This is a genomic window from Microbacterium sp. JZ101, from assembly GCF_053903175.1.
In genome coordinates, this window is the sequence record NZ_CP096400.1 from 1,003,165 (window position 1) to 1,025,766 (window position 22,602).

20 protein-coding genes and 1 tRNA gene are annotated in these 22,602 nt (G+C 73.9%); 10 read left to right on the plus strand and 11 right to left on the minus strand.

Going from position 1 to position 22,602, the window contains the following annotated elements:
* The first annotated feature begins 14 nt into the window (after positions 1 to 14).
* A complete protein-coding gene (locus M1D56_RS04600; protein ID WP_456284831.1) occupies positions 15 to 485 on the plus strand; it encodes a carboxymuconolactone decarboxylase family protein in 471 nt (156 codons plus the stop codon).
* A gap of 48 nt (positions 486 to 533) precedes the next feature.
* Positions 534 to 1,004 carry an SIP domain-containing protein gene (locus M1D56_RS04605; RefSeq protein ID WP_456284832.1) on the plus strand — a complete coding sequence of 157 codons (471 nt, stop codon included), beginning with the start codon at positions 534 to 536 and terminating at the stop codon, positions 1,002 to 1,004.
* On the opposite strand, the gene M1D56_RS04610 is transcribed toward M1D56_RS04605, so the two are convergent.
* From M1D56_RS04610 to M1D56_RS04630, 5 genes are all read right to left on the minus strand, one after another.
* The gene (locus M1D56_RS04610; RefSeq protein WP_456284833.1) at positions 994 to 1,452 is read right to left on the minus strand and encodes a Fe-S oxidoreductase; all 459 of its coding nucleotides are present in this window, start codon (positions 1,450 to 1,452) and stop codon (positions 994 to 996) included. The two genes, M1D56_RS04605 and M1D56_RS04610, sit on opposite strands and share 11 nt — an antisense overlap.
* A 52-nt stretch (positions 1,453 to 1,504) precedes the next feature.
* Positions 1,505 to 2,230, minus strand: coding sequence for a fumarylacetoacetate hydrolase family protein (locus tag M1D56_RS04615; protein ID WP_456284834.1), 726 nt, complete (start codon positions 2,228 to 2,230; stop codon positions 1,505 to 1,507).
* The gene (locus tag M1D56_RS04620; RefSeq protein WP_456284835.1) at positions 2,227 to 3,636 is read right to left on the minus strand and encodes an MFS transporter; all 1,410 of its coding nucleotides are present in this window, start codon (positions 3,634 to 3,636) and stop codon (positions 2,227 to 2,229) included. The genes M1D56_RS04615 and M1D56_RS04620 overlap by 4 nt, the downstream gene beginning before the upstream one ends.
* A gap of 86 nt (positions 3,637 to 3,722) precedes the next feature.
* Positions 3,723 to 4,511, minus strand: a complete 789-nt coding sequence (locus tag M1D56_RS04625) for an IclR family transcriptional regulator (protein WP_421075609.1) — start codon at positions 4,509 to 4,511, stop codon at positions 3,723 to 3,725.
* 37 nt (positions 4,512 to 4,548) lie between these two features.
* Positions 4,549 to 5,607: a D-2-hydroxyacid dehydrogenase gene (locus tag M1D56_RS04630; protein WP_456284836.1), complete on the minus strand. Its 1,059-nt coding sequence runs from the start codon at positions 5,605 to 5,607 to the stop codon at positions 4,549 to 4,551.
* A gap of 97 nt (positions 5,608 to 5,704) precedes the next feature.
* On the opposite strand from M1D56_RS04630, the gene M1D56_RS04635 reads away from it, so the two are divergent.
* Positions 5,705 to 6,595: an NAD(P)-dependent oxidoreductase gene (locus M1D56_RS04635; protein WP_456284837.1), complete on the plus strand. Its 891-nt coding sequence runs from the start codon at positions 5,705 to 5,707 to the stop codon at positions 6,593 to 6,595.
* A 7-nt stretch (positions 6,596 to 6,602) separates the two neighbouring features.
* On the opposite strand, the gene M1D56_RS04640 is transcribed toward M1D56_RS04635, so the two are convergent.
* From M1D56_RS04640 to M1D56_RS04650, 3 genes are all read right to left on the minus strand, one after another.
* Positions 6,603 to 7,421: an arginase family protein gene (locus M1D56_RS04640; RefSeq protein ID WP_456284838.1), complete on the minus strand. Its 819-nt coding sequence runs from the start codon at positions 7,419 to 7,421 to the stop codon at positions 6,603 to 6,605.
* Positions 7,422 to 7,516: 95 nt separating this feature from the next.
* On the minus strand, positions 7,517 to 8,254 hold the full coding sequence (locus M1D56_RS04645; protein ID WP_271172264.1) for a PspA/IM30 family protein: 738 nt from the start codon (positions 8,252 to 8,254) through the stop codon (positions 7,517 to 7,519).
* Between the two features lie 62 nt (positions 8,255 to 8,316).
* Positions 8,317 to 10,347 (minus strand): TPM domain-containing protein, encoded by a 2,031-nt coding sequence (locus tag M1D56_RS04650; protein ID WP_456284839.1) that lies wholly within the window; start codon positions 10,345 to 10,347, stop codon positions 8,317 to 8,319.
* Between the two features lie 173 nt (positions 10,348 to 10,520).
* Here M1D56_RS04650 and M1D56_RS04655 point away from each other — a divergent pair, with 173 nt between their 5' ends.
* The 5 genes from M1D56_RS04655 to M1D56_RS04675 all read left to right on the plus strand — a co-directional run bounded on the left by M1D56_RS04655 (position 10,521) and on the right by M1D56_RS04675 (position 16,437).
* Positions 10,521 to 11,354 carry a DUF3097 domain-containing protein gene (locus tag M1D56_RS04655; protein ID WP_271172262.1) on the plus strand — a complete coding sequence of 278 codons (834 nt, stop codon included), beginning with the start codon at positions 10,521 to 10,523 and terminating at the stop codon, positions 11,352 to 11,354.
* Between the two features lie 54 nt (positions 11,355 to 11,408).
* Positions 11,409 to 12,134, plus strand: a complete 726-nt coding sequence (gene trmB, locus M1D56_RS04660; protein ID WP_456284840.1) for a tRNA (guanosine(46)-N7)-methyltransferase TrmB — start codon at positions 11,409 to 11,411, stop codon at positions 12,132 to 12,134.
* A 3-nt stretch (positions 12,135 to 12,137) separates the two neighbouring features.
* Positions 12,138 to 13,019, plus strand: a complete 882-nt coding sequence (locus M1D56_RS04665) for a CPBP family intramembrane glutamic endopeptidase (protein ID WP_456284841.1) — start codon at positions 12,138 to 12,140, stop codon at positions 13,017 to 13,019.
* Positions 13,020 to 13,029: 10 nt separating this feature from the next.
* On the plus strand, positions 13,030 to 14,145 hold the full coding sequence (locus M1D56_RS04670; protein ID WP_456284842.1) for an FAD-dependent oxidoreductase: 1,116 nt from the start codon (positions 13,030 to 13,032) through the stop codon (positions 14,143 to 14,145).
* A gap of 198 nt (positions 14,146 to 14,343) precedes the next feature.
* Positions 14,344 to 16,437, plus strand: a complete 2,094-nt coding sequence (locus M1D56_RS04675) for a RecQ family ATP-dependent DNA helicase (protein ID WP_456284843.1) — start codon at positions 14,344 to 14,346, stop codon at positions 16,435 to 16,437.
* 55 nt (positions 16,438 to 16,492) lie between these two features.
* On the opposite strand, the gene hrpB is transcribed toward M1D56_RS04675, so the two are convergent.
* From hrpB to M1D56_RS04690, 3 genes are all read right to left on the minus strand, one after another.
* The gene (gene hrpB, locus M1D56_RS04680) at positions 16,493 to 19,066 is read right to left on the minus strand and encodes an ATP-dependent helicase HrpB (protein ID WP_456284844.1); all 2,574 of its coding nucleotides are present in this window, start codon (positions 19,064 to 19,066) and stop codon (positions 16,493 to 16,495) included.
* A 70-nt stretch (positions 19,067 to 19,136) separates the two neighbouring features.
* Positions 19,137 to 19,209: transfer RNA gene (locus M1D56_RS04685), tRNA-Arg, on the minus strand.
* Between the two features lie 16 nt (positions 19,210 to 19,225).
* Positions 19,226 to 20,074 (minus strand): SGNH/GDSL hydrolase family protein, encoded by an 849-nt coding sequence (locus M1D56_RS04690; protein ID WP_456284845.1) that lies wholly within the window; start codon positions 20,072 to 20,074, stop codon positions 19,226 to 19,228.
* A 60-nt stretch (positions 20,075 to 20,134) separates the two neighbouring features.
* On the opposite strand from M1D56_RS04690, the gene argS reads away from it, so the two are divergent.
* Positions 20,135 to 21,802 carry an arginine--tRNA ligase gene (gene argS, locus M1D56_RS04695; protein ID WP_271172245.1) on the plus strand — a complete coding sequence of 556 codons (1,668 nt, stop codon included), beginning with the start codon at positions 20,135 to 20,137 and terminating at the stop codon, positions 21,800 to 21,802.
* A gap of 1 nt (position 21,803) precedes the next feature.
* Positions 21,804 to 22,574: an LmeA family phospholipid-binding protein gene (locus tag M1D56_RS04700; RefSeq protein WP_456284846.1), complete on the plus strand. Its 771-nt coding sequence runs from the start codon at positions 21,804 to 21,806 to the stop codon at positions 22,572 to 22,574.
* Positions 22,575 to 22,602 lie beyond the last annotated feature (28 nt).

Genomic DNA, 22,602 nt, shown 5'->3' on the forward strand with positions numbered 1-22,602 from the left:
ACTAGGGTCGAAGCATGACCGAGCAGCGCGTGCATCTGTCCAAGTCGGCGATCGAGGCCTACAAGGCGCTCGACGCGTTCTCGCAGACCGTCGGCCGCATCGCGCGCGAGTACGGCGTCGACGACCGGCTCAAGGAGCTCGTGCTCCTGCACTGCTCGCAGCTCAACGGCTGCGCCTACTGCGTCCGCGTGCACGCGGATCGGGCCGTCGCCGCGGGGCTCACGGTCGACGAGATCGCGCAGATCGCGGTGTGGCGCGAGTCGGGCGTCTTCTCCGAGCGCGAGCGCGCGGCCCTCGAGCTCGCCGAGGCGCACACGTTCATCCACCGCGCCGGCATCCCCGATGACCTGTACGACCGGGTCGGCGCGGTGCTCAGCGAGCAGGAGTACGTCGCCGTCAGCTGGCTCAGCGTCTCGATCAACGCGTTCAACCGCATCACCGTCGCCGGACGCTACCCCGTGCCGCCCCGCCCCGCGGAGAGCTGACCGTGCTGAGGTAAGGCAACCCTTCGCGCGGTGTAGACTGGCGTCGTCATGGAGAGCATCGAGACGACCCAGGAGCACGGCGACAAGGTCTGCCGTGCGTCGCGTCACGCGCGCGTGCAGCACCTCATCACGGCCGACGAGCGCTCGCTCGTCGACCTCGAGACGCTCGTCGCGACGCTGCCGATCTGCTCGACGGGCCGCATCTTCATCGAGGTTCCCGACGCGTCGTGGATCGGCGAGATCGCCGCACCCGCCCGGATGGTCGTGACGTGGCTCGACCGCTCCCGGCGTTCGGGCGCACCCGGCACCGGACGTGCCTGCGTGCCCGGCCAGGCGCTGTCCCGTGCGGTCACCGCGTGGGCCGACGAGATGATGTGCGCCGGCGACGACTCGACGCGCGTCGTGCTGCTCGGCGGCTTCCTCGGCACGGCCGACATCGTCGACCACCTGACGGGATCCCTCGGGACCCCGGCGGAGGCCATCCACGTGCCCGACGCCTTCGCGAGCCTCATCCGCTGACGTAGCCGCCTGCTTCCAGCCCGGCCTCGATCTCGAAGCGATTGCGCAGCGGGTTCCGTCCCGCGAGCAGGTACAGCACGGGCATGAGCACGCCGTAGCGGCGCCACTGCCGCAGGTGCACGGCCTCGTGCCGCAGGAGCCGGGCCGACACGCTGCGGTCGCCGGTCAGGAAGCACCCGCCCACGCACACGCCGCCGCGGCCGAAGGTCCACGCGGGCATCCCGCGGAAGACGATCAGGCCCTCGCGGCGCTCGACGCGCCCGCGGCTCCACAGCGTCCCCCACAGCCATCCGAGCGCCGTCGCGGCCGCGCAGCCGACCGCGCTCACGGGGGAGTCGAGCAGCCATCGCGGGATGCGGGCGTCGATGCGCCGCCCGTGCTCGACCCGCAGCGCGGCGATCTCGCGCCAGTGGGCGGGAGCCGGATCGGCCGGGAAGCTGATGCGCATGACGCCATCCTGCCGCAGTCCGGGCGGGCGAGGGGCGGATGGCGCACGCGGGTCAGCGGAAGCGCGTGCGCAGCAGGGCGCCGGCGACCTCGATCTCGACGAGCGCTCCCTGCTCGACCGGGAACGCCGAGCGCGGCGCTCCCGTCATCACGACGTCGCCCGGCCCGAGCTCGATCCAGTGCGCGACGTACGCAAGGCAGTCCGCCACGCGCGCCGGGAGCTCGTGGGTGCCGGTCCGGACGCGCTCCATCCCGTCGATGCGGACGGCGAGATCGACCTCGTCGAGGTCGATCGCGGTCTCGATCCACGGGCCGAGCGGGGTGTAGCCTGCTCCGCCCTTGACCTCGAAGTTGCGCGGATCGGAGCGGTCGGGGCTCGAGACGTCGTTCACGGCGGTCACGCCGAGCACGTACGACGCCGCGTTCTCGGGCGTGAGACCGGCTGTGCTCCGCCCGATCACGACGGCGACCTCGCCCTCGATCACGGGGCGCCCGGCGTCGCGCCGCAGGGCGACCTCGGCGCCGCTCGCGACGACCGTGCGCGGGCTCTTGAGCCACGCGCCGACGGGTCCGCCCGGGTGCGCGGGCTGGGCGATCCCCACGACGACGCGGGGGTCGACGGGCGCCAGGAACACGGGGGAGTCGACGGGAGCGCCGAGCGGGACCGGCGCCGCGCCCGAGGCGGAGGCCGCGAACGGGTCGGACACGGGCTGCCAGCGCTCCCCGTCCGGCACCGCGTGCACGGCGCCGGACGGGGAGGCGATGCGGGCGATCCTCATCGCGCGTCGGCGATGACCACCGACACGAGGCCGGTGTCCTTCTCGTCGGTCGAGACGCGGACCGCGTCCTGGATGCGCAGGAGGTCGCGGCTGCGGGTCTCCGGGATGAGGAAGGTCGATGCCGTCGTGATCGCGGCGAGCGTGGCGAGGTAGAGGCCCATGACGACCCAGTTGCCGCCGGTCAGCGTGAGCAGCCACGTGCCGAGCACTCCCGCGAGGCCGCCTGCGAGCACCGCGGAGATCTCGCGCGCCATCGCGACGCCGAGGTAGCGGTGGCGGTTGCCGAACATCTCGGGCAGGAGCGCGCACTGCGGGCCGAGCATCGAGGCGACGGCGACGCCGATGCCGATCGCGATGACGGCCACCGTGAGAACCGGGTCGCCGAGCGAGAGCATCCACCACGCCGGGAACGCGAAGAGCAGCATGAAGACGGCGCCGAAGCGGTACACCGGGCGACGGCCGAACCGGTCGGACAGCCAGCCGGTGAGCGGGACCGAGAAGATGCCGATGAGCGAGCCGATCGTCACGCCCCACGTCGCGATGCCGCGGTCGACGGGGTTCGCGATGAACGTGCCGGCGACGAACGCGAGCGCGACGTTCTGGAAGATGTACGAGCCGCCGTTCTCGGCCATCCGCAGGCCGATGCCCGTGATGACGCCCGGCATGCCGGTCGTGAAGATGTCGCGGAACGGGTGTGCGGCGACCTGCTCGTGCTTCTCGAGCTCGACGAACGTCGGCGTCTCGCGCAGCCGCATGCGGATGAACAGCGCGATGAGGATGAGGAGGAACGAGGCGAGGAACGGCACGCGCCATCCCCAGGCGAGGAACGCGTCCTCGGGCATGAGCGACAGCCCGGAGAAGACGAGGGCCGCGAGGAGCGTTCCCGCCTGGATGCCGATGAACGGCAGCGCCGCGAAGAACCCGCGCTGGCGCACCGGCGCGTACTCCGCCATGAGCACCGTGGCGCCGGCCTGCTCGGCTCCCGCGCCGAAGCCCTGCAGGAGGCGCATGACCACGAGCAGCACGGCTGCCCACACGCCCACGACCTCGTAGGTCGGCAGGAGGCCGATGGCCGTCGATGCGCCGCCCATGAGGAGGATCGTCACGACGAGGACCCACTTGCGGCCGAGCCGGTCGCCGATCGTCCCGAAGAAGAACCCGCCGAACGGGCGCGCGACGAAGCCCACGCCGTAGACCGCGAACGCGCCGATCACGCCCATCGCGGGATCGGCGGGGTCGAAGAACAGGCGGTTGAAGACGAGGGCCGTCATCAGGCCGTACAGCGCGAAGTCGAAGTACTCCAGCGCGCTGCCGACGCTCGAGGCGAGGGTGGCGCGCCGGAGGTTCGCGGCGTACTCGGGATCGTCGTACTGGGTCTTGGGGGCAGTCGGGGCTGCTGTGCTCACGTCATCTCCTTCGATGAGGGCGCTCGCGGGAGCGCGAGACGTGACCACCGTACCACGGATGGAACGGTGTGCAACAGGTTGAACGCTCAGTCCGAGCTGGAGCCTCGGACGGCGAGCGGGTTCGTCAGGAGCGACGCCGCCGCGAGCAGCGCCTCGCCGACCTCGGCGACCCGCTCGGGAGTCGTCGCGTCGGCGGGCAGCGCCGCGCCCATGGCGAGCGGCGGGTCGCTCGGATTCCATGGCGACAGGGGCACGGCGACGCCCGTGATGCCCGCGAACGACCCGCTCTCGTCGAGCGCGTAGCCGCGCTCCCGCGCCTCCGCGAGGAGCGCGAGGAGGGCCTCGAGGCTCGTGACGCTGCGCTCGGTCACGGCCGCGAACGCCGAGGGCGGCAGCTGGCGGGCGACGTCCTCGTCGTCGAGGGTCATGAGGATGGCCCTGCCGGTCGCGCTCTGCGCGGCCGGCAGGCGCGAGCCGAGGGGCGTGCCGAGGCGGTGCGGAGCGCGCCCCTCGTGGCGCGCGAGGTAGAGCACGTCGGCTCCGTCGAGCATGGCGATCTGCACGACCTCCCGGTGCAGCACCTCGGAGGCCGCGCAGATCGCGAAGAACTCGCGCACCTGGTTGAACTGCAGTGCGAACGCCCCGCCGAGCTCGGCGGTGCGCCGACCGAGCCGGAAGCCGCGCGCGTCGCGCTCGATCATGCCGCCCTCCTCGAGCGCCGCGCAGAGGTTCGCGGCGGAGGACTTCGCGATGCCGACCGCTCTGGCCAGCTCGCTGAGCGTCATCGGCGCTCCGCCGGAGTCGGCCAGCGCCGTGAGGATGCGCAGGGCGCGCGTGACGGCCGGCGCCGGGTCTCGATCGGGGGCAGTGGACATGGCGCTCCTTCGCGATGCCGGCGCTCGCGCGGCCGGCCTAGTAGAACTCGACGGTGTCCACCACGTTACGCAGGGGCTCGCCGTCGAGCAGGCGACGCGCGTTGTCGGCGAAGAGGCGCACGATGCGCGCGTCCTCCTGCGTCGACAGCGCCGCGGTGTGCGGGCTCACGAGAACGCGCGGATGGTCCCACAGCGGGCTCCGGTCGGGAAGCGGCTCCACCTCGAACACGTCGAGCGCCGCGTACGACACCCGGCCGTCGTCGAGGGCGGCGAGAAGCGCCGCCTCGTCGATGACGCTGCCGCGCCCGACGTTGGTCACGATCACGCCTGGCTTGACCGCGCGGAGCACGTCCTCGCCGATGAGGTGCTCGGTCTGCGCGGTGCCGGGCAGGGTGACGACGATCGCGTCGACCTCGCCGACCGCGGATGCGAGCTCGTCCACGGGGACGATGCGCTCGACGCCGTCGACAGGGCGGCCCGATCGGCTCGTTCCCCACACCCGCGCGCCGAAGGCCGCGAACCGCGAGACGACGGCCTTGCCGATGCCGCCCAGGCCCACGACGAGCACGGTCATCTCGTCGAGGTGGCGCATCGTCCAGCGGTCGTCCCACGCGTGCTCGCGCTGCGCCTGCTGCAGGCGGGGAAGCTCCTTGGCGCCCGCGAGCACGCCGAAGACGGCGAACTCCGCGAGGGTCGAGCCGTGCACGCCCGCGCTCGTCGTGAAGACGACCCGGCCGAGCTCCTCCTCGGTGAGACCCGCGGCCTTGACCTGGGCGCCGCCGCCGGCCGCCATGACGTGCACCCAGCGGAGGCGCGGATTCGCGCGCACCGTGCGGGCGAGGGCCGCCGGGTCGGTGTCGGGGATCGAGAAGAGGATGTCGGCCGAGTCGACGAGCGCGTCGAACGCCTCCTGCTCGGCGGGCGAGCGGACGTGGGCGGGGTCCCCGCCCCAGTCCGCGGGCCACCGCATGGGGCGGCACAGGCTCGGATCGCGGACGATCTCGAGTCGCGGCTCGCGCCGCTCGAGCTCGCGGCACAGCTGCTCCGACAGGTCGGTGGCGATGACGGCGCGCAGCCGTCCGGTGCTTTCGGTCATGACCATCCTCTTCGATGTGGGGTGGTGCCAGCATACCGGCTCGGCCAAAGTTCTGTACGACGTTCCATATTCTGGCCAAAACCCGTAGAGTCGGAGCATGACCGATGACGCTCATCCTCCTCTCCGTGTCGGCGTCGTGGGCCTCGGCGCGATGGGCCTGCCGATGGCCGAGCACCTCCTGGAGGCGCACGGCGCGCTCGCGATCACGGGCCGCACGCGCCGCCATCCGTCTCTCGAGAGCGCCGGCGCGACCTGGTGCGAGACGCCGCGCGCCCTCGCCGAGCGCAGCGACGCCGTGCTCGCGATGGTGCCCGACCTTCCCGAGCTCGAGGGCCTGCTCGAGGGCGACGACGGCCTGCTCGCGGGCGTCGCGCATCCCCTCCTTCTGCTCATCGGCTCGACGTCGTCGGCCACGCGCGTGCGCGCTCTGGCTGCGGACCTCGCGGAGCGGACGGATGGCCGGGTGCGGGTGGTCGACTGCCCCGTGTCGGGCGGGGAGGACGGCGCGAGGGCGGGGACGCTCTCGATCATGATGGGCGGCGACGAGGCCGACGCCGCGCTCGCGGCGCGCGTGCTCGCTCCCTGCGGAACGCCCGTGCGCCTCGGTCCGCTCGGAGCGGGGGAGGTCGCCAAGTCGTGCAATCAGCTCGTCGTGTCGGCGACGATGCTCGCGCTCGCCGAGGCCACCGTGCTCGCCGAGCGCAGCGGGATCGACCCCGGGCAGCTGTGGGAGCTGCTCGGCGGCGGCTACGCGGGATCGAACCTGCTCCGCAGCCGCCGCGACAAGCTCGTGGCCCGCGACTACAGCCCCTCCGGAGTCGCGAAGTACATGGTGAAGGACCTCGCGTTCGCAGATGACGTGGCAGCGGAGACGCGCACGCACCCCGTGCTGCTGCCGGCGCTGCGCGCCGCGTTCGACGAGCTCGTCGAACGCGGCCTCGGGGACGACGATCTCGTCGTGACGCGTCGCCTCGTCGAGGAGCGCTGACCCGGGCTCAGCGCGCGAGGGCGCCGATGAGGCGCAGGATCGTGCCCATGTCGTCGACGGCGGCAGCGGGCGACGACGGCGCGAAGCCCGCGACCGATGCGCCCGCGAGCGGCAGCGCCGAGCGCAGAGCCGCGATCGCCGCGACCACCTGGGAGGGCTCGAGGCCGAATGGCGTGGGGGCCGTGACCCCCGACATGTGCGCGGGGTCGAGGACGTCGAGATCGATGTGCACGTAGACGCGCGCCGCGCCCGTGGCAGTCGCGGCCTCGGCGAGGGCGTCGGGGGTGAACTCCGCGGCGGGCACGCGGCGGATCGCGCTCGTCTCCAGGAAGTCGGCCTCCTCGTCCTCGAGGATCCGGGCGCCCGCGAGGACGACGCGGTCGGGCGTCACGGCGCCGCGGGGGAGCGCGAGCGTGGGCTCGCCGCCGCCCAGGACGCCGCGCAGCGACATCCCCGAGAACGCGCCGGACGGAGACGAGGACGGCTCGTGCAGGTCGGCGTGCGCGTCGAGCCACACGACCGCGAGGTCGTCGGCCGCGACGCGGCCGATCGCGGGCACCGCGACGCCGCAGTCGCCGCCGACGACGATGACCGGCTCATCGTCGTGCTCGTCGAGCGCGGCGCCGATGCCGTCGCGCACGCGCTGGAGGGCGCTCGCTCTGAGGACCCCGGTGCCCAGGGTGTCGCCCGCCTCGAGCGGGACGTCGATGCCGGTGCACGCGGAGCGGGGCAGGTCGCCGGCGATGGCCTCGGCGCCGTCGATGAGCGCCATCGCCCTCGACGAGGGGGAGCCCTGCCACTGCGGGACCACGAGGAATCGTGCCATCCTCCCATCCTGCCCCTGCCGGAGGGCGCGCGCGAGTGCGCCCGCGGACACGACGACGCCGCCCTCCCCGGGGAGAGGGCGGCGTCGGAAGGCGGTCAGGCGCCGAGCTGGCCCTGCGGCTGGCCACCGGTCTTGAGCGCCGCGAGGCGCGCTTCGACCTCGGTCAGCTCGCCCACGTCCTCGAGCGACTCGAACTGCGCGTCGAGGCTCGATGCGGCGATCTCCGCCTTGCCCGCGGCGAGGGCCTCCTGGCGGCGGACCTTGTCCTCGAAACGGCCGAGCTCGCTCGTCGGGTCGAGCACGTCGATCGACTTGACGGCGTCGTGCACCTTGTTCTGCGCCTCGGCCGTCTTGGCGCGCGCGAGGAGCTCGGCGCGCTTGCCCTTGAGCTGCTCGAGCTTGACCTTCATGCCGTTGAGCCCGTCCTTGAGCTTGTTCACGACCTCGGTCTGCTGCTGCAGCTGCGGCTCGACGGCCTTGATCTCGTTCTCGGTCGAGATCTGACGCTGCAGGGCGACCTTCGCGAGGTTGTCGAACTTGTCGGCGTCGGCGGTGTTGCCCGATGCGCGCAGCTCGTCGGCCTTGCGGCTCGCGGCGAGCGCCTTGTTGCCCCACTCGGCCGCGGTCTGGCGGTCCTCTGCGGTGTCGCGCTCGAGCAGGCGCAGGTTCCCGATCGTCTCGGCGATGGCGGCCTCGGCGTCGGCGATGTTGTTCGTGTAGTCGCGGACGAGCTGGTCGAGCATCTTCTGGGGGTCCTCGGCCTCGTCGATGAGGGCGTTGATGTTCGCCCGGATGAGGGTCGAGATGCGTCCGAAGATCGACTGCTTGGTCATCGGTGTTTCCCTTTCGGTTGGGGTCAGGAGCGGATGGCTGTCTCAGGGCAGGGAGGGACGGATCAGAAGCGACCACCTCCGCGGCGGCCCGAGCGGCCGCCTCCGCCGAAGCTCCGGCGGCCGGATCGTCCTCCGCCGAACGACCCGCCTCCGCGGCGCCCGGAGCGCGACGAGCCGCCTCCGCCGCCGAAGAGCCCGCCCCCGCCTCCGCCGAGGAGGCCGCCGCCCCATCCGGAGTTCGAGGAGCGCCCGCCGCCGAGGGAGCTGCCGATGAGGCCGCCCAGGAGCCCGCCGAGGAAGTCGTCTCCGCCCGAGGAGCGGCCCTGCGAGCGGTACGACGACTCGAACATGCTGAGGTCGCTCTGCGTGAGGGAGATCGCGTCGTTCGCGAGACGGAGCGCGGACTGCGCGTGGCCGAGCGCGGCCGCGGGGTCGCTCTGGCGCAGGCCCTCCGCGCGCGCGAGCTCGGCGCCGGCCTGCGCGAGCCGCGTGCGGGCGTCCGAGCCCACTCCGCCGCGCCGCGCCGACACGTACTCCTCGGCCGCCGAGACCTGGCTGCGCGCCTGGAGGATCGTCTGCTCGAGCATCTGCTCGGACCGCCGTCGCCGCTCGACCGCGTCGCGACCGCCGGCGAGAGCGCGGTCGATCTCCTCGTCGGCCTTCTGGAGGGCCTCGAGCATCGCGAGCGGGCGGCGCCCGGAGCCGGCGAGGTTCTGCTTCGCGGTCTGCACCTGCTGCTCGGTGCGCGCGACGGCGGCCGCGACGGCCCCGTCCTCGTCGGGCAGCTGCCGGGCCGCGGCCACGTCGCCCTCGAGCTCGAGGATGAGATCGGCCGCCTGCTTCTCGCCCTCAGCGAGCGCCGCGCCGAGCTCGTCGATCGCGGTGCCGAGGCGCCGCGCCTGGGCGATCGCCTGCTCGGCATCGCGGATGGCGACGGCGGCCTCGCCGCCCTCGCCCGAGCCGATCGCGCGCTGCGCGACGGCGAGCTGCTCGTCGGCGAACGCCAGCCGTGCCTGAGCCTGCTCGGGGTTGTCGGCCACGGTCGTGAGCGCCTCGGGCGCGTACCGGGCGCCCAGCGCCTCGAGCGCGCGGCGGGCCTCGTCGGACACGGATGCCGCCTGCGCGCGCTTCTCCTGCACCTGCGTGAGCGCCTCCGGCGCGTTCTGCTCGAGCTGGCGCAGCTGCGCGAATCCCTGCGCCTTCTCCTCGAGCGACGCCGCCGCCTGCTCGCAGAGGGCGACGATCTCGGTGTTCCACGCGCGCACGTCGGCCTCGGTGTCCTCCGTGGCGTCGTCGAGCCGCTGCTTGAGCTCGAACGCGCGCGCGAGCGACGCGCGCGCATCCGACAGCGCGGTGCGGAACTCGGCGGTCGCCTCCTCGCCGAACTGCGCGACCGCGAACCCGAGCTCCTGCTCGCTCGAGCGGATGGCGTCGTCGGTCGCGATGAGGGCGGATGCCGCCCGGCGCTGCAGCTCGGCGGTCGGGACCTCGGGCTCGGCGGGCGCGTCACCGGCTCCTGCCCTCTCCGCGGGGCTGCGCTTGCGCGAGAGCAGCACGACGACGATCACGATGCCCGCGATCACGACGAGGCCGATGATCCACGGCCATGCGCTGGCGCCGCCCTGTCCGCCGCCCTCGAACCCGTCGGCGGCGACGTCGACCGCGCTCGCCCAGTCGTCGTCCGCCAGGGCGTCGAAGAGGTCCTGCTCGACCGCCGCGAGACGGTCCTCGCTCACGGGGCCGTCCGCGGCGGAGGAGATGTAGAGCTGGCGGCCCTCGGTCGCGATCGCGAGGAGGTACTGCGTGCTGCCGAGCCCGTTGAGGTCTGCGGTGCGATCCGCCCACTCGATGGCGTCGGAGGGGTTCTCGAAGTCGTCGACGTAGACGACCCAGAGCGAGACGTCGGTGTCGGCCGCGAGCTGAGCGAGGCGCTCGTCGGCGGCGCGCTCCTCGCTCGGGCTCAGCACATCCGAGCCGTCGTAGACGTACGCGTCGCCGAGCTCGACCGGGCTCTCCGCCGAGGCCGCCATCGGGGCGCCCCCGAGGAACAGCGTCAGGCCGGCGCACAGCGCCACGGTCCACCTTGCCCGCATGGCGACTTCCCCTCCGCGGGCGCCATGGGCCCGCGAGACCGATCCTATGCACGCGGCGGCATGCGGCGGAAGACGAGGCCGCCGCGCACAGGAGATTCATCGACCGCGTCGAGCGCGCGCCGCTCCGCGACGGGTCGGCGGCCCGTGGTGGGATGTAGGGCGGGAGGACCCTCATGGACGACAGATACGGCACCGACGTGCTCGCGGCGGGATGGCGCGAGAAGGGCAGGAAGACGTCGAAGCCGGTCCCCGCGGAGCTCGACCTCGTCGTCGAGGTCGCGGGAGACGGATACTGCGGCGCGATCACGCGCGTCGAGAACGGCAGCGTCGAGCTCGAGGACTGGAAGGGGCGCACGCGCGTCTTCCCGCTGGGCGCGGGCTTCCTCATCGACGGCGAGCCGGTCGCCCTCGTCCCGCCGAAGGCGGCACCGCAGGGCCGCCGCCGCACGGCATCCGGATCGTTCGCGGTCGAGGATCAGCGGGCGCGGGTCGCGCTGCCGAGTCGCATCCTCGTGGAGGGGAAGCACGACGCCGAGCTCGTGGAGAAGGTCTGGGGCGCCGATCTGCGCGTCGAGGGCGTGGCGGTCGAGTTCCTCCAGGGCATCGACCTCCTGCACGAGCTCCTCGAGGAGGAGCCGCCATCGGCGAAGCGCCGCTACGGCGTGCTCGTCGACCACCTCGTCCCGGGGTCCAAGGAGTCGCGCATCGCCGAGCAGATCGCGCGCGGGCGCCACGGTGCGCACGTCCGCATCGTCGGCCATCCGTTCGTCGACGTGTGGCAGTGCGTCAAGCCGCAGGCGGTCGGCATCGCGCGCTGGCCCGTCGTGCCGCGCGGCACCGACTGGAAGACCGGCATCTGCCGCGGCCTCGGCTGGCCCGCCGAGACCAAGGAGGACCTCGGCCTCGCGTGGCAGCGCATCCTCTCGCGCGTGACGACGTACCGCGACCTCGAGCCCGAGCTGCTCGGCAGGGTCGAGGAGCTCATCGACTTCGTCACGGCCCCGTGACCCACGGCGCCTGACCCACGGGGAGGGCACGGCGGCGGAAAGTACCCTGGAGGCATGCCCGAGCCCCGCACCTTCCGCGACCATCCCGTCTCGTTCGTCCGCCGCAGCGGGCGCATGTCGGAGGCGCAGGAGCGCGCGTGGGCCGAGCTCGCGCCGACGTACTTCTTCGACGTGCCGCGGGCGATCGCGTCGACATCGGTCCACCCCGACGCGCGGTTCGTCCCCGCGGAGGAGTACGGCCGCGTGGCGCCGCTCATCGTCGAGATCGGGTCCGGGCAGGGGCACGCGATCGTGCACGCCGCGTCGACCCGGCCCGACGTCGACTTCCTCGCCGTCGAGGTGTTCCGCGCGGGGCTCGCGCGGACGATGCTCGACGCCGACGCCGCCGGCGTGCGCAACCTCCGTCTCATCGAGGCGAACGCGCCCGAGGTGCTCGAGACGCTCCTGCCGGAGGGCGGCGCCGACGAGGTCTGGATCTTCTTCTCCGACCCGTGGCACAAGAAGCGGCACACGAAGCGCCGGATGATCCGCCCCGGGTTCGGCGCCACGGCGGGCCGCGCCCTGCGCGACGGCGGCCTCCTGCGCCTCGCGACCGACTGGGAGGACTACGCCCTGCAGATGCGCGAGGTGCTCGACGATGCGCCCGAGTTCGAGCGCGCGTTCGAGGGGGACTGGGCCGATCGCTTCGATGGACGGGTGATGACGGCCTTCGAGCGCAAGGGCATCGAGAAGGGGCGCGAGATCCGCGATCTCGTCTACCGCCGCGTCGCGCGGGGCTGACGGGTGGCCGTGCCCGCTGCGCGCGCGGTCGCCCCGCTCCCGCTCGCCGCCGCGCTTCTCACGTGCCTCGCGGCTCCGGCGTTCTTCGTGCTGCTCGTGCCGTGGCTCGGATGGCTGCTGCTCGCGGCCGGCATCGCCCTCGCGATCGCGGCGGACCGGTCGCGCGGCGTCGCGCCCTGGGCGCTCGCGCCATCCGCGCCATCCGCGCCCGGGCCGTCCGCGCCCATGCCCTCCCTTGCGCGGGATCTGTCGCTCATCGCGATCGGGCTGCTCATCGTGAGCGCCATCCCGCTCGCGGCGGAGCTCGACGACGCCGCGATGATCCGCTTCACGGTCGCGCTCGGCGGCGCGGTCGCCGTGCCGTACGCGGTCTCGCGGTTCGTCTACCGCGACCGCGCGATCGCGTTCCCGTGGCGGACGGGCCGGCGCTGGACGCGCCTGCAGTGGGGGTGGCTCGTCGCGGTGCTCGCGCTCGGATGGCTGATCCTGCCGTTCTACTTCATCACGTCGGGCGTGTACCGCAACTGGCCGGTCGTCGACACCGCCGACCTCATCGCGCGGCTCTTCGTGGGCGTGGGCGCCGTGGGCATCTGGGACGAGCTCTTCTTCGTGTGCACGGTGTTCGCGCTGCTGCTGCGGCACTTCCCGACGACGGTCGCCAACGTGCTCCAGGCGATCGTGTTCGTGTCGTTCCTGTGGGAGCTCGGCTACCGCGCGTGGGGTCCCGTGCTGACGATCCCGTTCGCGCTGCTGCAGGGGTGGATCTTCCTGCGCACGCACTCGCTGGCCTACGTCGTGACCGTGCACCTGCTCTTCGACGCCGTCGTGTTCCTCGTGCTCGTGCACGCGCACAACCCCGGCGCCGTCCCGTTCTTCCTGGTGTGAGGCGACCCGCATGACCGATCGGATGGACGTCGAGACCGTCGTCGTCGGAGGCGGCGTCGTCGGCGCCGCGACCGCGTGGGCGCTCGCCCGCGAAGGGCGCGAGGTCGTGCTGCTCGAGGCGCACGAGCCCGCCCACGCGCTCGGCGCCTCGCACGCGTCGACCCGCAACTTCAACCCGTCGTACGCGGAGCCGGCGTACCTGCGGCTGCTCACGCGTGCGCTGCCCCTGTGGCGCGAGCTCGAGGCGGAGTCGGGCGAGACCATCCTCGAGCAGACCGGCATCGTGAACCGCGGGCCCGTTCCCGAGGCCGAGCGCCTGCGCGAGAACGCGCCGCGCGCCGGGTTCGCCGTGGAGACGGTTCCCGCGGGCGAGGCCGCGCGCCGCTGGCCGGGGATGCGGTTCGCGAGCGACGCGCTCTTCCTGCCGGACGGCGGGCGGATCTGGGCCGAGCGCGCCGTCCGCGCGCTCCACGCGCTCGCTGCGCGCTTCGGCGGAGACATCCGACACGGCGTGCGCGTCGACGGCGTCCGCGTCCTCGGCGACGGGATGGCCGAGGTGCGCGCCGGCGATCTCGTCGTCCGCGCGCGCCGTGCGGTCGTCGCAGCGGGCGCGTGGTCGTCGGAGCTGCTCGCGGGCGTCGTCGACCTGTCGCGCCTGCGGGTCACGGAGGAGCATCCCGCCCACTTCGCGCTCGCCGCGGGCGACGACGGCGCGGACTGGCCGAGCTTCAACCACTTCGCCGAGCCGCCCGGGTTCGGATGGCTCGGGCCGATCTACGGGCTCGTCTCGCCTGGCGAGGGTCTCAAGGTCGGATGGCACGGCGCGGGCCCCGAGGTCACACCCGCAACGCGCACGTTCGCGCCCGAGGAGCACGTCGTCGCCGCCCTGCGCGCGTACGTGCGCGAGTGGATGCCCGGCGCGGACCCCGATCGGCTGGAGCCGATCAGCTGCACGTACACGTCGCGCGAGGACGAGGACTTCATCCTCGACGCGGCGGGGCCGATCATCGTCGCCGCGGGCTTCGCGGGGCACGGGTTCAAATTCGCCCCCGCGCTCGGCGAGCACCTGGCCTCCCTCGCGACCGGCACGGGCCATCCGGATCCGTTCTTCGCCCTGCGACGGTGATCCGCGCGCCGATCCCGCGACGTGAGCGGGGTGGGTGGGGTGTCCTCGTGTGCGTGTCTCGGTGCGGGTGGGTATGGGTGCCGGTTAGCCGCGCGTGGTGAGACATGCGGGGCCGGGGAGACAAGAGGGGCGTCCGACCTGCCGGGTCGGCGCGGGAGGGCCCGGCCGGCTGTCGGATGCCCGTGCGAGGCTGGGAGCATGAGCGACGACACCCTGCGGACCTCCGCGCTCGCGGCCCTCCGGAAGCTCGTGGGGCGGGACGACGCCGACTTCCACGAGGGGCAGTTCGAGGCGATCGAGGCGCTCGTGGGCGGACGCCGCCGCGCGCTCGTCGTGCAGCGGACCGGGTGGGGCAAGTCGGCGGTGTACTTCGTGGCGACGAGGCTGCTCCGAGACGCGGGAGCCGGGCCGACGGTGCTCGTCTCGCCCCTCATCGCCCTCATGCGCGACCAGATCGCGGCCGCGCAGCGGGCCGGCGTCCGCGCCGTGGCGATCAACTCGACGAACGCGCACGAGTGGACCGACGTCCTCGCGCAGCTCGACGCCGACGAGGTCGACGTGCTGCTCGTGTCTCCTGAGCGGCTCAACAACCCGACGTTCCGCGACGAGCAGCTGCCCGCCCTCGTGCGGCGGATCGGCATGCTCGTCGTCGACGAGGCCCACTGCATCAGCGACTGGGGTCACGACTTCCGCCCCGACTACCGGCGCCTGCGCGACCTCATCGCGCAGATGCCGCCGTCCGTCCCTGTGCTCGCGACGACGGCCACCGCGAACAGCCGCGTGGTCGCCGACGTCGTCGAGCAGCTGGGTGCGGAGGGCGTGACGACCATCCGTGGCCCGCTCGCACGCGCGTCTCTGCGCCTCGGCGTGCTGCGGCTCCCCGACGCGACGGCGCGTCTCGCGTGGCTGCTCAGCCACCTCGATGAGCTGCCGGGGTCGGGCATCATCTACACGCTCACGGTCGCCGCCGCGAACGACACCGCCCGGCTCCTGCGCGATCACGGCCACGCCGTGCGCGCGTACACCGGGCAGAGCGACGCCGACGAGCGCGCGGAGTCGGAGGCGATGCTCAAGCGCAACGAGGTCAAGGCGCTCGTCGCGACGAGTGCGCTCGGCATGGGCTTCGACAAGCCCGACCTCGGCTTCGTGCTCCATCTGGGTGCCCCGTCGTCGCCCGTGGCGTACTACCAGCAGGTCGGCCGTGCGGGCCGCGCGACGGCGTCCGCGGATGTCGTTCTGCTTCCGGGCCCCGAGGACCGCGACATCTGGCACTACTTCGCGACCGCGTCGATGCCCGACCAGGAGCGCGCCGAGCGCGTGCTGTCGGCCCTCGGAGCGGCCGATCGTCCGCTGTCGACGGCTGCGCTCGAGGCGGTCGTCGACATCCGGCGCACGCCCCTCGAGCTGCTCCTCAAGGTGCTCGACGTCGACGGCGCGGTGCGGCGCGAGAAGGGCGGATGGGCCGCGACCGGCATCCCGTGGACGTACGACGCCGAGCGGTACAGCCGCATCGCCGCCGAGCGCCGCATCGAGCAGGAGCACATGCTCGAGTACGAGACGACCACCGTGTGCCGCATGGAGTTCCTGCAGCGCCGTCTCGACGACGACACCGCGGCGCCGTGCGGGCGCTGCGACAACTGCGCGGGACCGTGGCTCTCCGCCGAGATCGGTCAGGACGTCTCGGCGTCCGCCGCCTCCGCCCTCGACCGCGTCGGCGTGCCGATCGAGCCGCGGCGCCAGTGGCCATCCGGTCTCGATCGGCTCGGCGTGCCGCTCAAGGGCCGCATCCCGGCCGAGGAGCAGGCGGCCGAGGGCCGCGCGCTCGCCCGCCTGACCGATCTCGGCTGGGGCGGTGCCCTGCGCGAGCTCTTCGCCGCGGGCGCGCCCGACCAGCCCGTGCCCCCGCGCCTGCTCGATGCCTGCGTGCGCGTGCTCGCCGACTGGGGCTGGGACGAGCGCCCCGTCGCCGTCGCCTCCGTGCCCTCGCGCTCCCACCCGCAGCTCGTCGCCTCGACCGCGCAGGGGCTCGCGCGGGTCGGGCGCCTGCCGTACCTCGGCGAGCTGGCCCTCGATCCCGCCGCGCCGGTCGGCCGCCCCGGCGGCAACAGCGCGTTCCGCGTCGCCGACCTGCACGGTCGCCTCGACGCGTCCCCGCTCGCGGTGCCGACGGGGCCGATCCTGCTCGTCGACGACCTCGCCGACAGCCGGTGGACGCTCACGCTCGCCGCGCGCGAGCTCCGCAGGGCCGGCGCCACGGCCGTCCTGCCGTTCGCCCTCGCTCTCCGGAGCTGAGCGGCCGAGCAGGCTCAGCGCCCCGCGTCGAGTGCGCCCGGCGTCGACAGCGGGCTCAGCGCCCGGCCGCGCGGTTCGTCTTCGCGGTCGCGGGCGCCGTCCACGGATCCTCCGGCCACGGATGGCGCGGGTAGCGGCCGCGCATCTCCCTGCGCACCTGCTGGTACGGGCCGTTCCAGAAGGACGCGAGGTCGTCGGTCACGGCGAGAGGACGCCGCGCGGGGGAGAGCAGATGGAAGAGCACGGGCACGCGCCCGTCGACCAGGCGCGGCGTCTGCGCGAGGCCGAAGACCTCCTGCAGCTTCACGGCGACGACGGGCCGTGCATCCACATCGCCCGCGTAGTCGATGCGCACGCGGGACCCGGACGGCACGGCGAGCCGCTCGGGCACGAGCTCGTCGAGGCGCGCGGCCTCCGGCCAGGGGAGCAGGCGCCGCAGCGCTGCCTCGACGTCGATCCCGTGCAGGGACACGTCGGCGCGCAGGCGGGAGAGATCGGGCCCCAGCCAGTCGTCGATGCGCGCGAGCAGGGAGGCGTCGTCGACCTCGGGCCACGGGCGGCCGATCTCCCGGTGCACGAGCGCGAGGCGCGCGCGCAGGGCGAGCGCCTCGGGACGCCACGCGAGCGCGTCGAGGCCCCTCTCGCGGACGTGCGCGGCGAAGGCGGGGCCGACGTCCTCGGGGGCCGCCGCGACGGGCGTCTCGGCGAGCAGGATGGCACCGAGGCGGCGGGTGCGGCGGACGCGCACGCGACCGCCCTCGATGCGTGCGGCGCGCTCGTCGCTCGTGAGCCCCGCCCCGATCGCGAGCGCGTCCTCCTCGGCGAGCGCGGCGGCCATCCGGATGACGGCGCCGGTGCCCTCGGCCGCGCGGCCCTCCGCGCGCTGGACCTCCCAGACCGCGAGCCACTCCGACGCGCTCAGCGCACTGCCCGGGGGAAGCGCGGCGCGCGTGCCGCTCGCGAGGAGGTACGTCCGGTCGTGCGGGCCCGTGCGCCGAGCGATCCAGTCGGGCCGCGCGAGGGCGACGACGGCTCCCGGCGCGGATGGCCCGGAATCGGACCCGCCCGGCACGGATGGCCCGGAATCGGACCCGCGGGGCGCCGCGTCGGATGCCGCGATCCGGGCGAGCCGGGTCGTCTCGCGCCGCCAGCGCGCGGCGCCCGGGCCGCGGCCATCCCTCAGCTCGCGGAGCATCCGCCCGAGGTCGGCATCGGCATCGCGGTGGTCGTCGGAGATCGCCGCGACGACCTCGGCGGCCGCACGCGCATCGCCGAGCATCGCCGCGCCCTCGAGGAGGGCCCGCGCCTCGCGAGCGCCGACGGGAAGCGGTGCGATGCGGCGCCCGAGAGCCGTCGGCCGTCCGCTCGCGTCGGTCAGCTCGAGCGCGTGCAGCACGGAGAGCGCCTGAGCGACCGCGGCGCGCGGGGGAGGGGTGAGGAGGGCGAGGCCCTCGCCGCCCGGCGTGCCCCACGCGCCCGCGAGAAGCATGGCGTCGACGAGGTCGGCCGAGGCGATCTCGGGTGCGGCGGCAGCCGGCATCCGTGCGAAGTCCACCTCCGCGTAGGCGCGCACCGCTCGGCCGGGGCCCTGCCGTGCCGCGCGCCCGGCTCGCTGGTCCGCGCTCGCTCGCGACGCGCTGACCGTCACGAGGCCGGTCATGTCGCGGCCGCGGTCTCGGCGCACCTCGCGCGAGAGGCCCGCGTCGACGACGAGCCGCACACCGGGCACCGTGAGCGAGCTCTCGGCGAGCGCCGTGCTCACGACGATGCGGGGCGGCTCCCCGGCGCGGCGCCCCTGCGTGGCGCGATCCTGCTCGCGGGCGGGCAGCCGGCCGTGCAGGGGGAGGACCTCGATGTCCGCCGCGCGGTCGCGGATGAGCCGCACGAGCTCGTCGACATCGCGCGCCGAAGGCACGAAGACGAGGGCATCGCAGCCGTCCTCGCGCTGTGCGGCCGTCGCGACGCGGGCGAGGTGCGCGAGGTGCGCGCGCGTGACGCCGCGCTCGTCGAGGCGCGGTGCATCTCCCGGCGCGTACTCGATCGCGAGCGGATGGAGGGGCGACGGCACGTCGACGACGGGCGCGGGATGATCGGCGCCGCCGAGCAGGCGGGCGACGGCGTCCGCATCGAGGGTCGCCGACATGGCCGTCACGACGAGGTCGTCGCGGAGCGCGCGTGCCTCGGCGAGCATCCCGAGGAGGAGGTCGCCGTCGAGCGAGCGCTCGTGCACCTCGTCGAGGATGACCGCGTCGACGCCGTCGAGACCGGGATCGGCCAGCAGTCGGCGCAGCAGCACGCCGGGGGTGAGGAGCTCGATGCGCGTGCGCGGGCCGACCTCGCGCTCGCCGCGGACGCTGAAGCCGACCGGGCCGCCGAGCTCCGACCCGTCCAGCTGCGCGATGCGGCGGGCGGCCGCGCGCACGGCGACCCTGCGCGGCTGCGTCACGAGCACGCGGCCCTCGACCGCGTTCGCGAGCAGCGGTGGCACGAACGTGGTCTTGCCCGTTCCGGGCGGCGCCGTCACGACGAACGCAGCCGTGTCCACGGCCGCGGCCAGCGCGTCGCGCGCCGTCGACACCGTGAGCCCCGCGCCGAGCGCGGCGAGGTCGAAGCGGTGCGGGTCGGCCATCGTCCGATTCTCTCAGGGGGCGGGAACGGCGAAGGCCCCGCTCGCAGACGAGCGGGGCCTTCGCACCGGGTGCCCCCGGAGGGATTCGAACCCCCGACCTTCGGTACCGGAAACCGGCGCTCTATCCCCTGAGCTACGGAGGCGTGCTGATCGAGCTTATCAGCGCGGCGAGGGTGTCTCGTACACGTCGGGCGCCGCCGGGAGCGCCGGCTCGGGCTGGTTCTCCGCGGCCTCGACCTGCACGGGGGCTGTGATCTCCGCGATCGCCGCGACGAGGCGCTCCGCGAGATGGGCGTGTCCGGCGTCGGAGGGGTGCCGCGCGCCGCGCTCCGACGTGTCGATGAGCCGCAGGTAGTCGGCGGCCGTGATCCACTCGTCCTGCACGGGCGAGATGTACGGCCATCCGCGGTCCGCGGCGAGCGCCGAGAGCCTGCGGTCGAGCTCCGCCGTCGTGTCCTCGACCGGAAGGATGTGCGGCGCGGGGCCGAGGATGACGATCGCGGCGTCGGGGTAGAGGTCCGCGAGCGCGTCCCATGCCGCATTCACCGCGCCCGCGTAGCGCGACAGGTCCTGTCGGCGGTCGTTGATCGAGCCCTGGACGATGACGAGATCCGGATCGAGCGCGGGATCGAGCGCGGCGATGCGCTCGCCGAAGGCCGGGCCGTCGATCCCCGGCTTGAGGTACCCGCTGCCCCGCACGCCGTCGACGACGGTCTCCCAGCCCTCGAGCTCCCCGAAGCGGTACGCGTACCCGCCCGTCGGGGTCGTCGCCGCCGAGCCGTAGGTCCACGAATCGCCGAAGACGAGCACCGTCGGGTCGTCGGGCAGCGCGATCGTCGCGGCGCTCTCGGCGGAAGCCGCCTCTCGGTCGGAGGCGACCGCCGCGTCGGGCACGGGGAGCGGCGCCCAGGGCCGCCAGACCCCGAGCACGAGGGCGGCGGCGAGCAGGAGGAAGCCGATCGCCGCGGCGAGCACGACGGGCCGGCGGGTCGGGTGCGCCGCGGTCATGCGAACGAGGATAAGCACTCGGCGTGGCCACACCGTGCGTCGTCATAAACTTGTGACGCTATGAACCCGGATTCCCTCGCCGCCGCCCTGCTCGCCGTCCTCTCTCCGATCGCCGAGCGTCGCCGCCCCGAGGAGTCCCTCGACCTGGCCGCCGCCGACGTCGTCTTCGAGCGCCCGAAGAACCGCGATCACGGCGACTGGGCCACGAACATCGCCATGAAGCTCGCCAAGCGCCTCGGCGCGAACCCGCGCGAGCTCGCGCAGGAGATCGCCGACGCCCTCGGCTCGGTCGACGGCATCGCATCGGTCGAGGTCGCGGGCCCCGGCTTCATCAACATCCGCCTCGACGCCGCCGCGGCTGGGGCCCTCGCGAAGACGATCGTCGACGCGGGCGCCGCATACGGGCGCAACGAGACGCAGGTCGGCAACACGATCAACCTCGAGTTCGTGAGCGCGAACCCCACGGGCCCGCTCCACATCGGCCACACGCGCTGGGCCGCGCTCGGCGACTCGATCGCGCGCGTGCTCAAGGCGAGCGGCGCCGACCTCGTCAGCGAGTACTACATCAACGACGCGGGCGCGCAGATGGACAAGTTCGGCGCGAGCGTGCTCGCGGCGGCCAAGGGGGAGCCGACGCCGGAGGGTGGCTACCCGGGCCAGTACATCGCCGATCTCGCTGCGCACGTCCTCGAGCAGCGCCCCGATCTGCTCGAGCTCGACGACGACGCGCAGCTCGCCGTCGCCCGCGAGCTCGGCTATGCGCGCCAGCTCGAGGAGATCAAGCAGTCCCTCGAGACGTTCAACGTGCACTTCGACGTCTTCTTCAGCGAGCGCACGCTGCACGAGAAGGGCGCCGAGGGCGCCAGCGCGATCGACCAGGCCATCGACCGCCTGGCCGAGCAGGGACACGTGTTCGAGGACGGCGGTGCCGTCTGGGTGCGCACGACCGCGTTCGGCGACGACAAGGACCGCGTCGTCCGCCGCTCCGACAGCGAGATCTACACGTACTTCGCTGCCGACGCGGCGTACTACCTCTCGAAGTCCGACCGCGGCTATCAGCACAAGATCTACCTGCTGGGCGCCGACCACCACGGCTACGTCCACCGTCTCAAGGCCCTCGCGGGCGCGGCGGGCGACGACCCCCAGAAGGACATCGAGGTGCTCATCGGGCAGCTCGTCTCGGTGAACGGGGCGCGCCTGTCCAAGCGCGCGGGCAACATCATCGAGATGGACGACCTCATCTCGTGGATCGGGACGGACGCGCTGCGGTACTCGCTCGCACGGTATCCCGCCGACTCGCCGCTCGCGCTCGACCCCGAGCAGCTGCGCAGGCGCACGAACGACAACCCGGTCTTCTACGTGCAGTACGCGCACGCGCGCACGGTGAACGTCGCGCGCAACGCCGTCGACGCGGGAGTCGACCGCTCGACGTTCGCGCCCGAGCTGCTCGACCACGAGACCGAGAGCGCGCTGCTCGGCGCCCTCCAGGAGTTCCCCCGCGTCGTGGCGTTCGCCGCCGAGCTGCGCGAGCCGCACCGCATCGCGCGCTACCTCGAGGAGCTCGCCGGCCTGTACCACCGCTGGTACGACAGCTGCCGCGTCACGCCCAAGGGCGACGAGCCCGTCGAGCCCGTGCACGGCACGCGCCTGTGGCTCAACGACGCGACCGGCCAGGTGCTCCGCAACGGGCTCGACCTCCTCGGTGTGAGCGCGCCCGAGCGGATGTGACGTGGCGCGCCGCCGTCGTCCGCTGAGGGCGCTCGTCGCCGTCGGCGCGATCGTCGCCGTCGCGGTCGCGGCGTTCCTCGTCGGCGAGGCGGTCGCGCGCGAGCTCGTGAAGCAGCAGGTGCGCGACGTGATCGTGTCGGAGCTCGCGCTGCCGGCCGACCAGCCCATCGAGGTCGGGGTCGGCGGGCTCGTCATCCCGCAGCTCATCGCGGGCCGGCTCGACGACCTCGCCGTCGCGAGCGACGACGTCGCGGTCGGCGGGCTGTCCGGCGACGTCGCGGTGCGCGCTCACGGGGTGCCTGTGCGGGGAGACGACCTGAGCGCGCTCGGCGGCACCGCCGCCATCCGGATGGACGCGGCGGATGTCGACGCGCTGCTCGCCGCGGTCGGCGGCAGCTGGGCGACGTGGGGGGATGCCGCCGTGCAGCTCCCCGGGCCCGCCGCGCGCCTGTCGACGCACGTGAGCCTGCTGGGCGCGGACATCCCGCTGTCGTTCAGCGCCGTGCCGAGCGTGTCGGACGGCGACGTCGTGCTCACCCCCGAGGCGATCTCGATCGGCGACCTCGAGCTGACCGCGGACACGCTCGCGCAGGCGCCGGTCGACCTCAGCGCCCTCGCGCGGCCGTTCACGCTGTGCCGCGCCGCTGCGCTCCCCGACGGCCTCGAGGTGACCGCGGCCGACATCGTCGACGAGCATCTCGTCGTCCGCCTCGCGTTCGCTGACGGCGTCCTCTCCGACGCCGACGCCCTCGCTGCGGCGAGCTGCGGCTGATGCGTCGTCGTGCGTCGTCCCGCGGCAC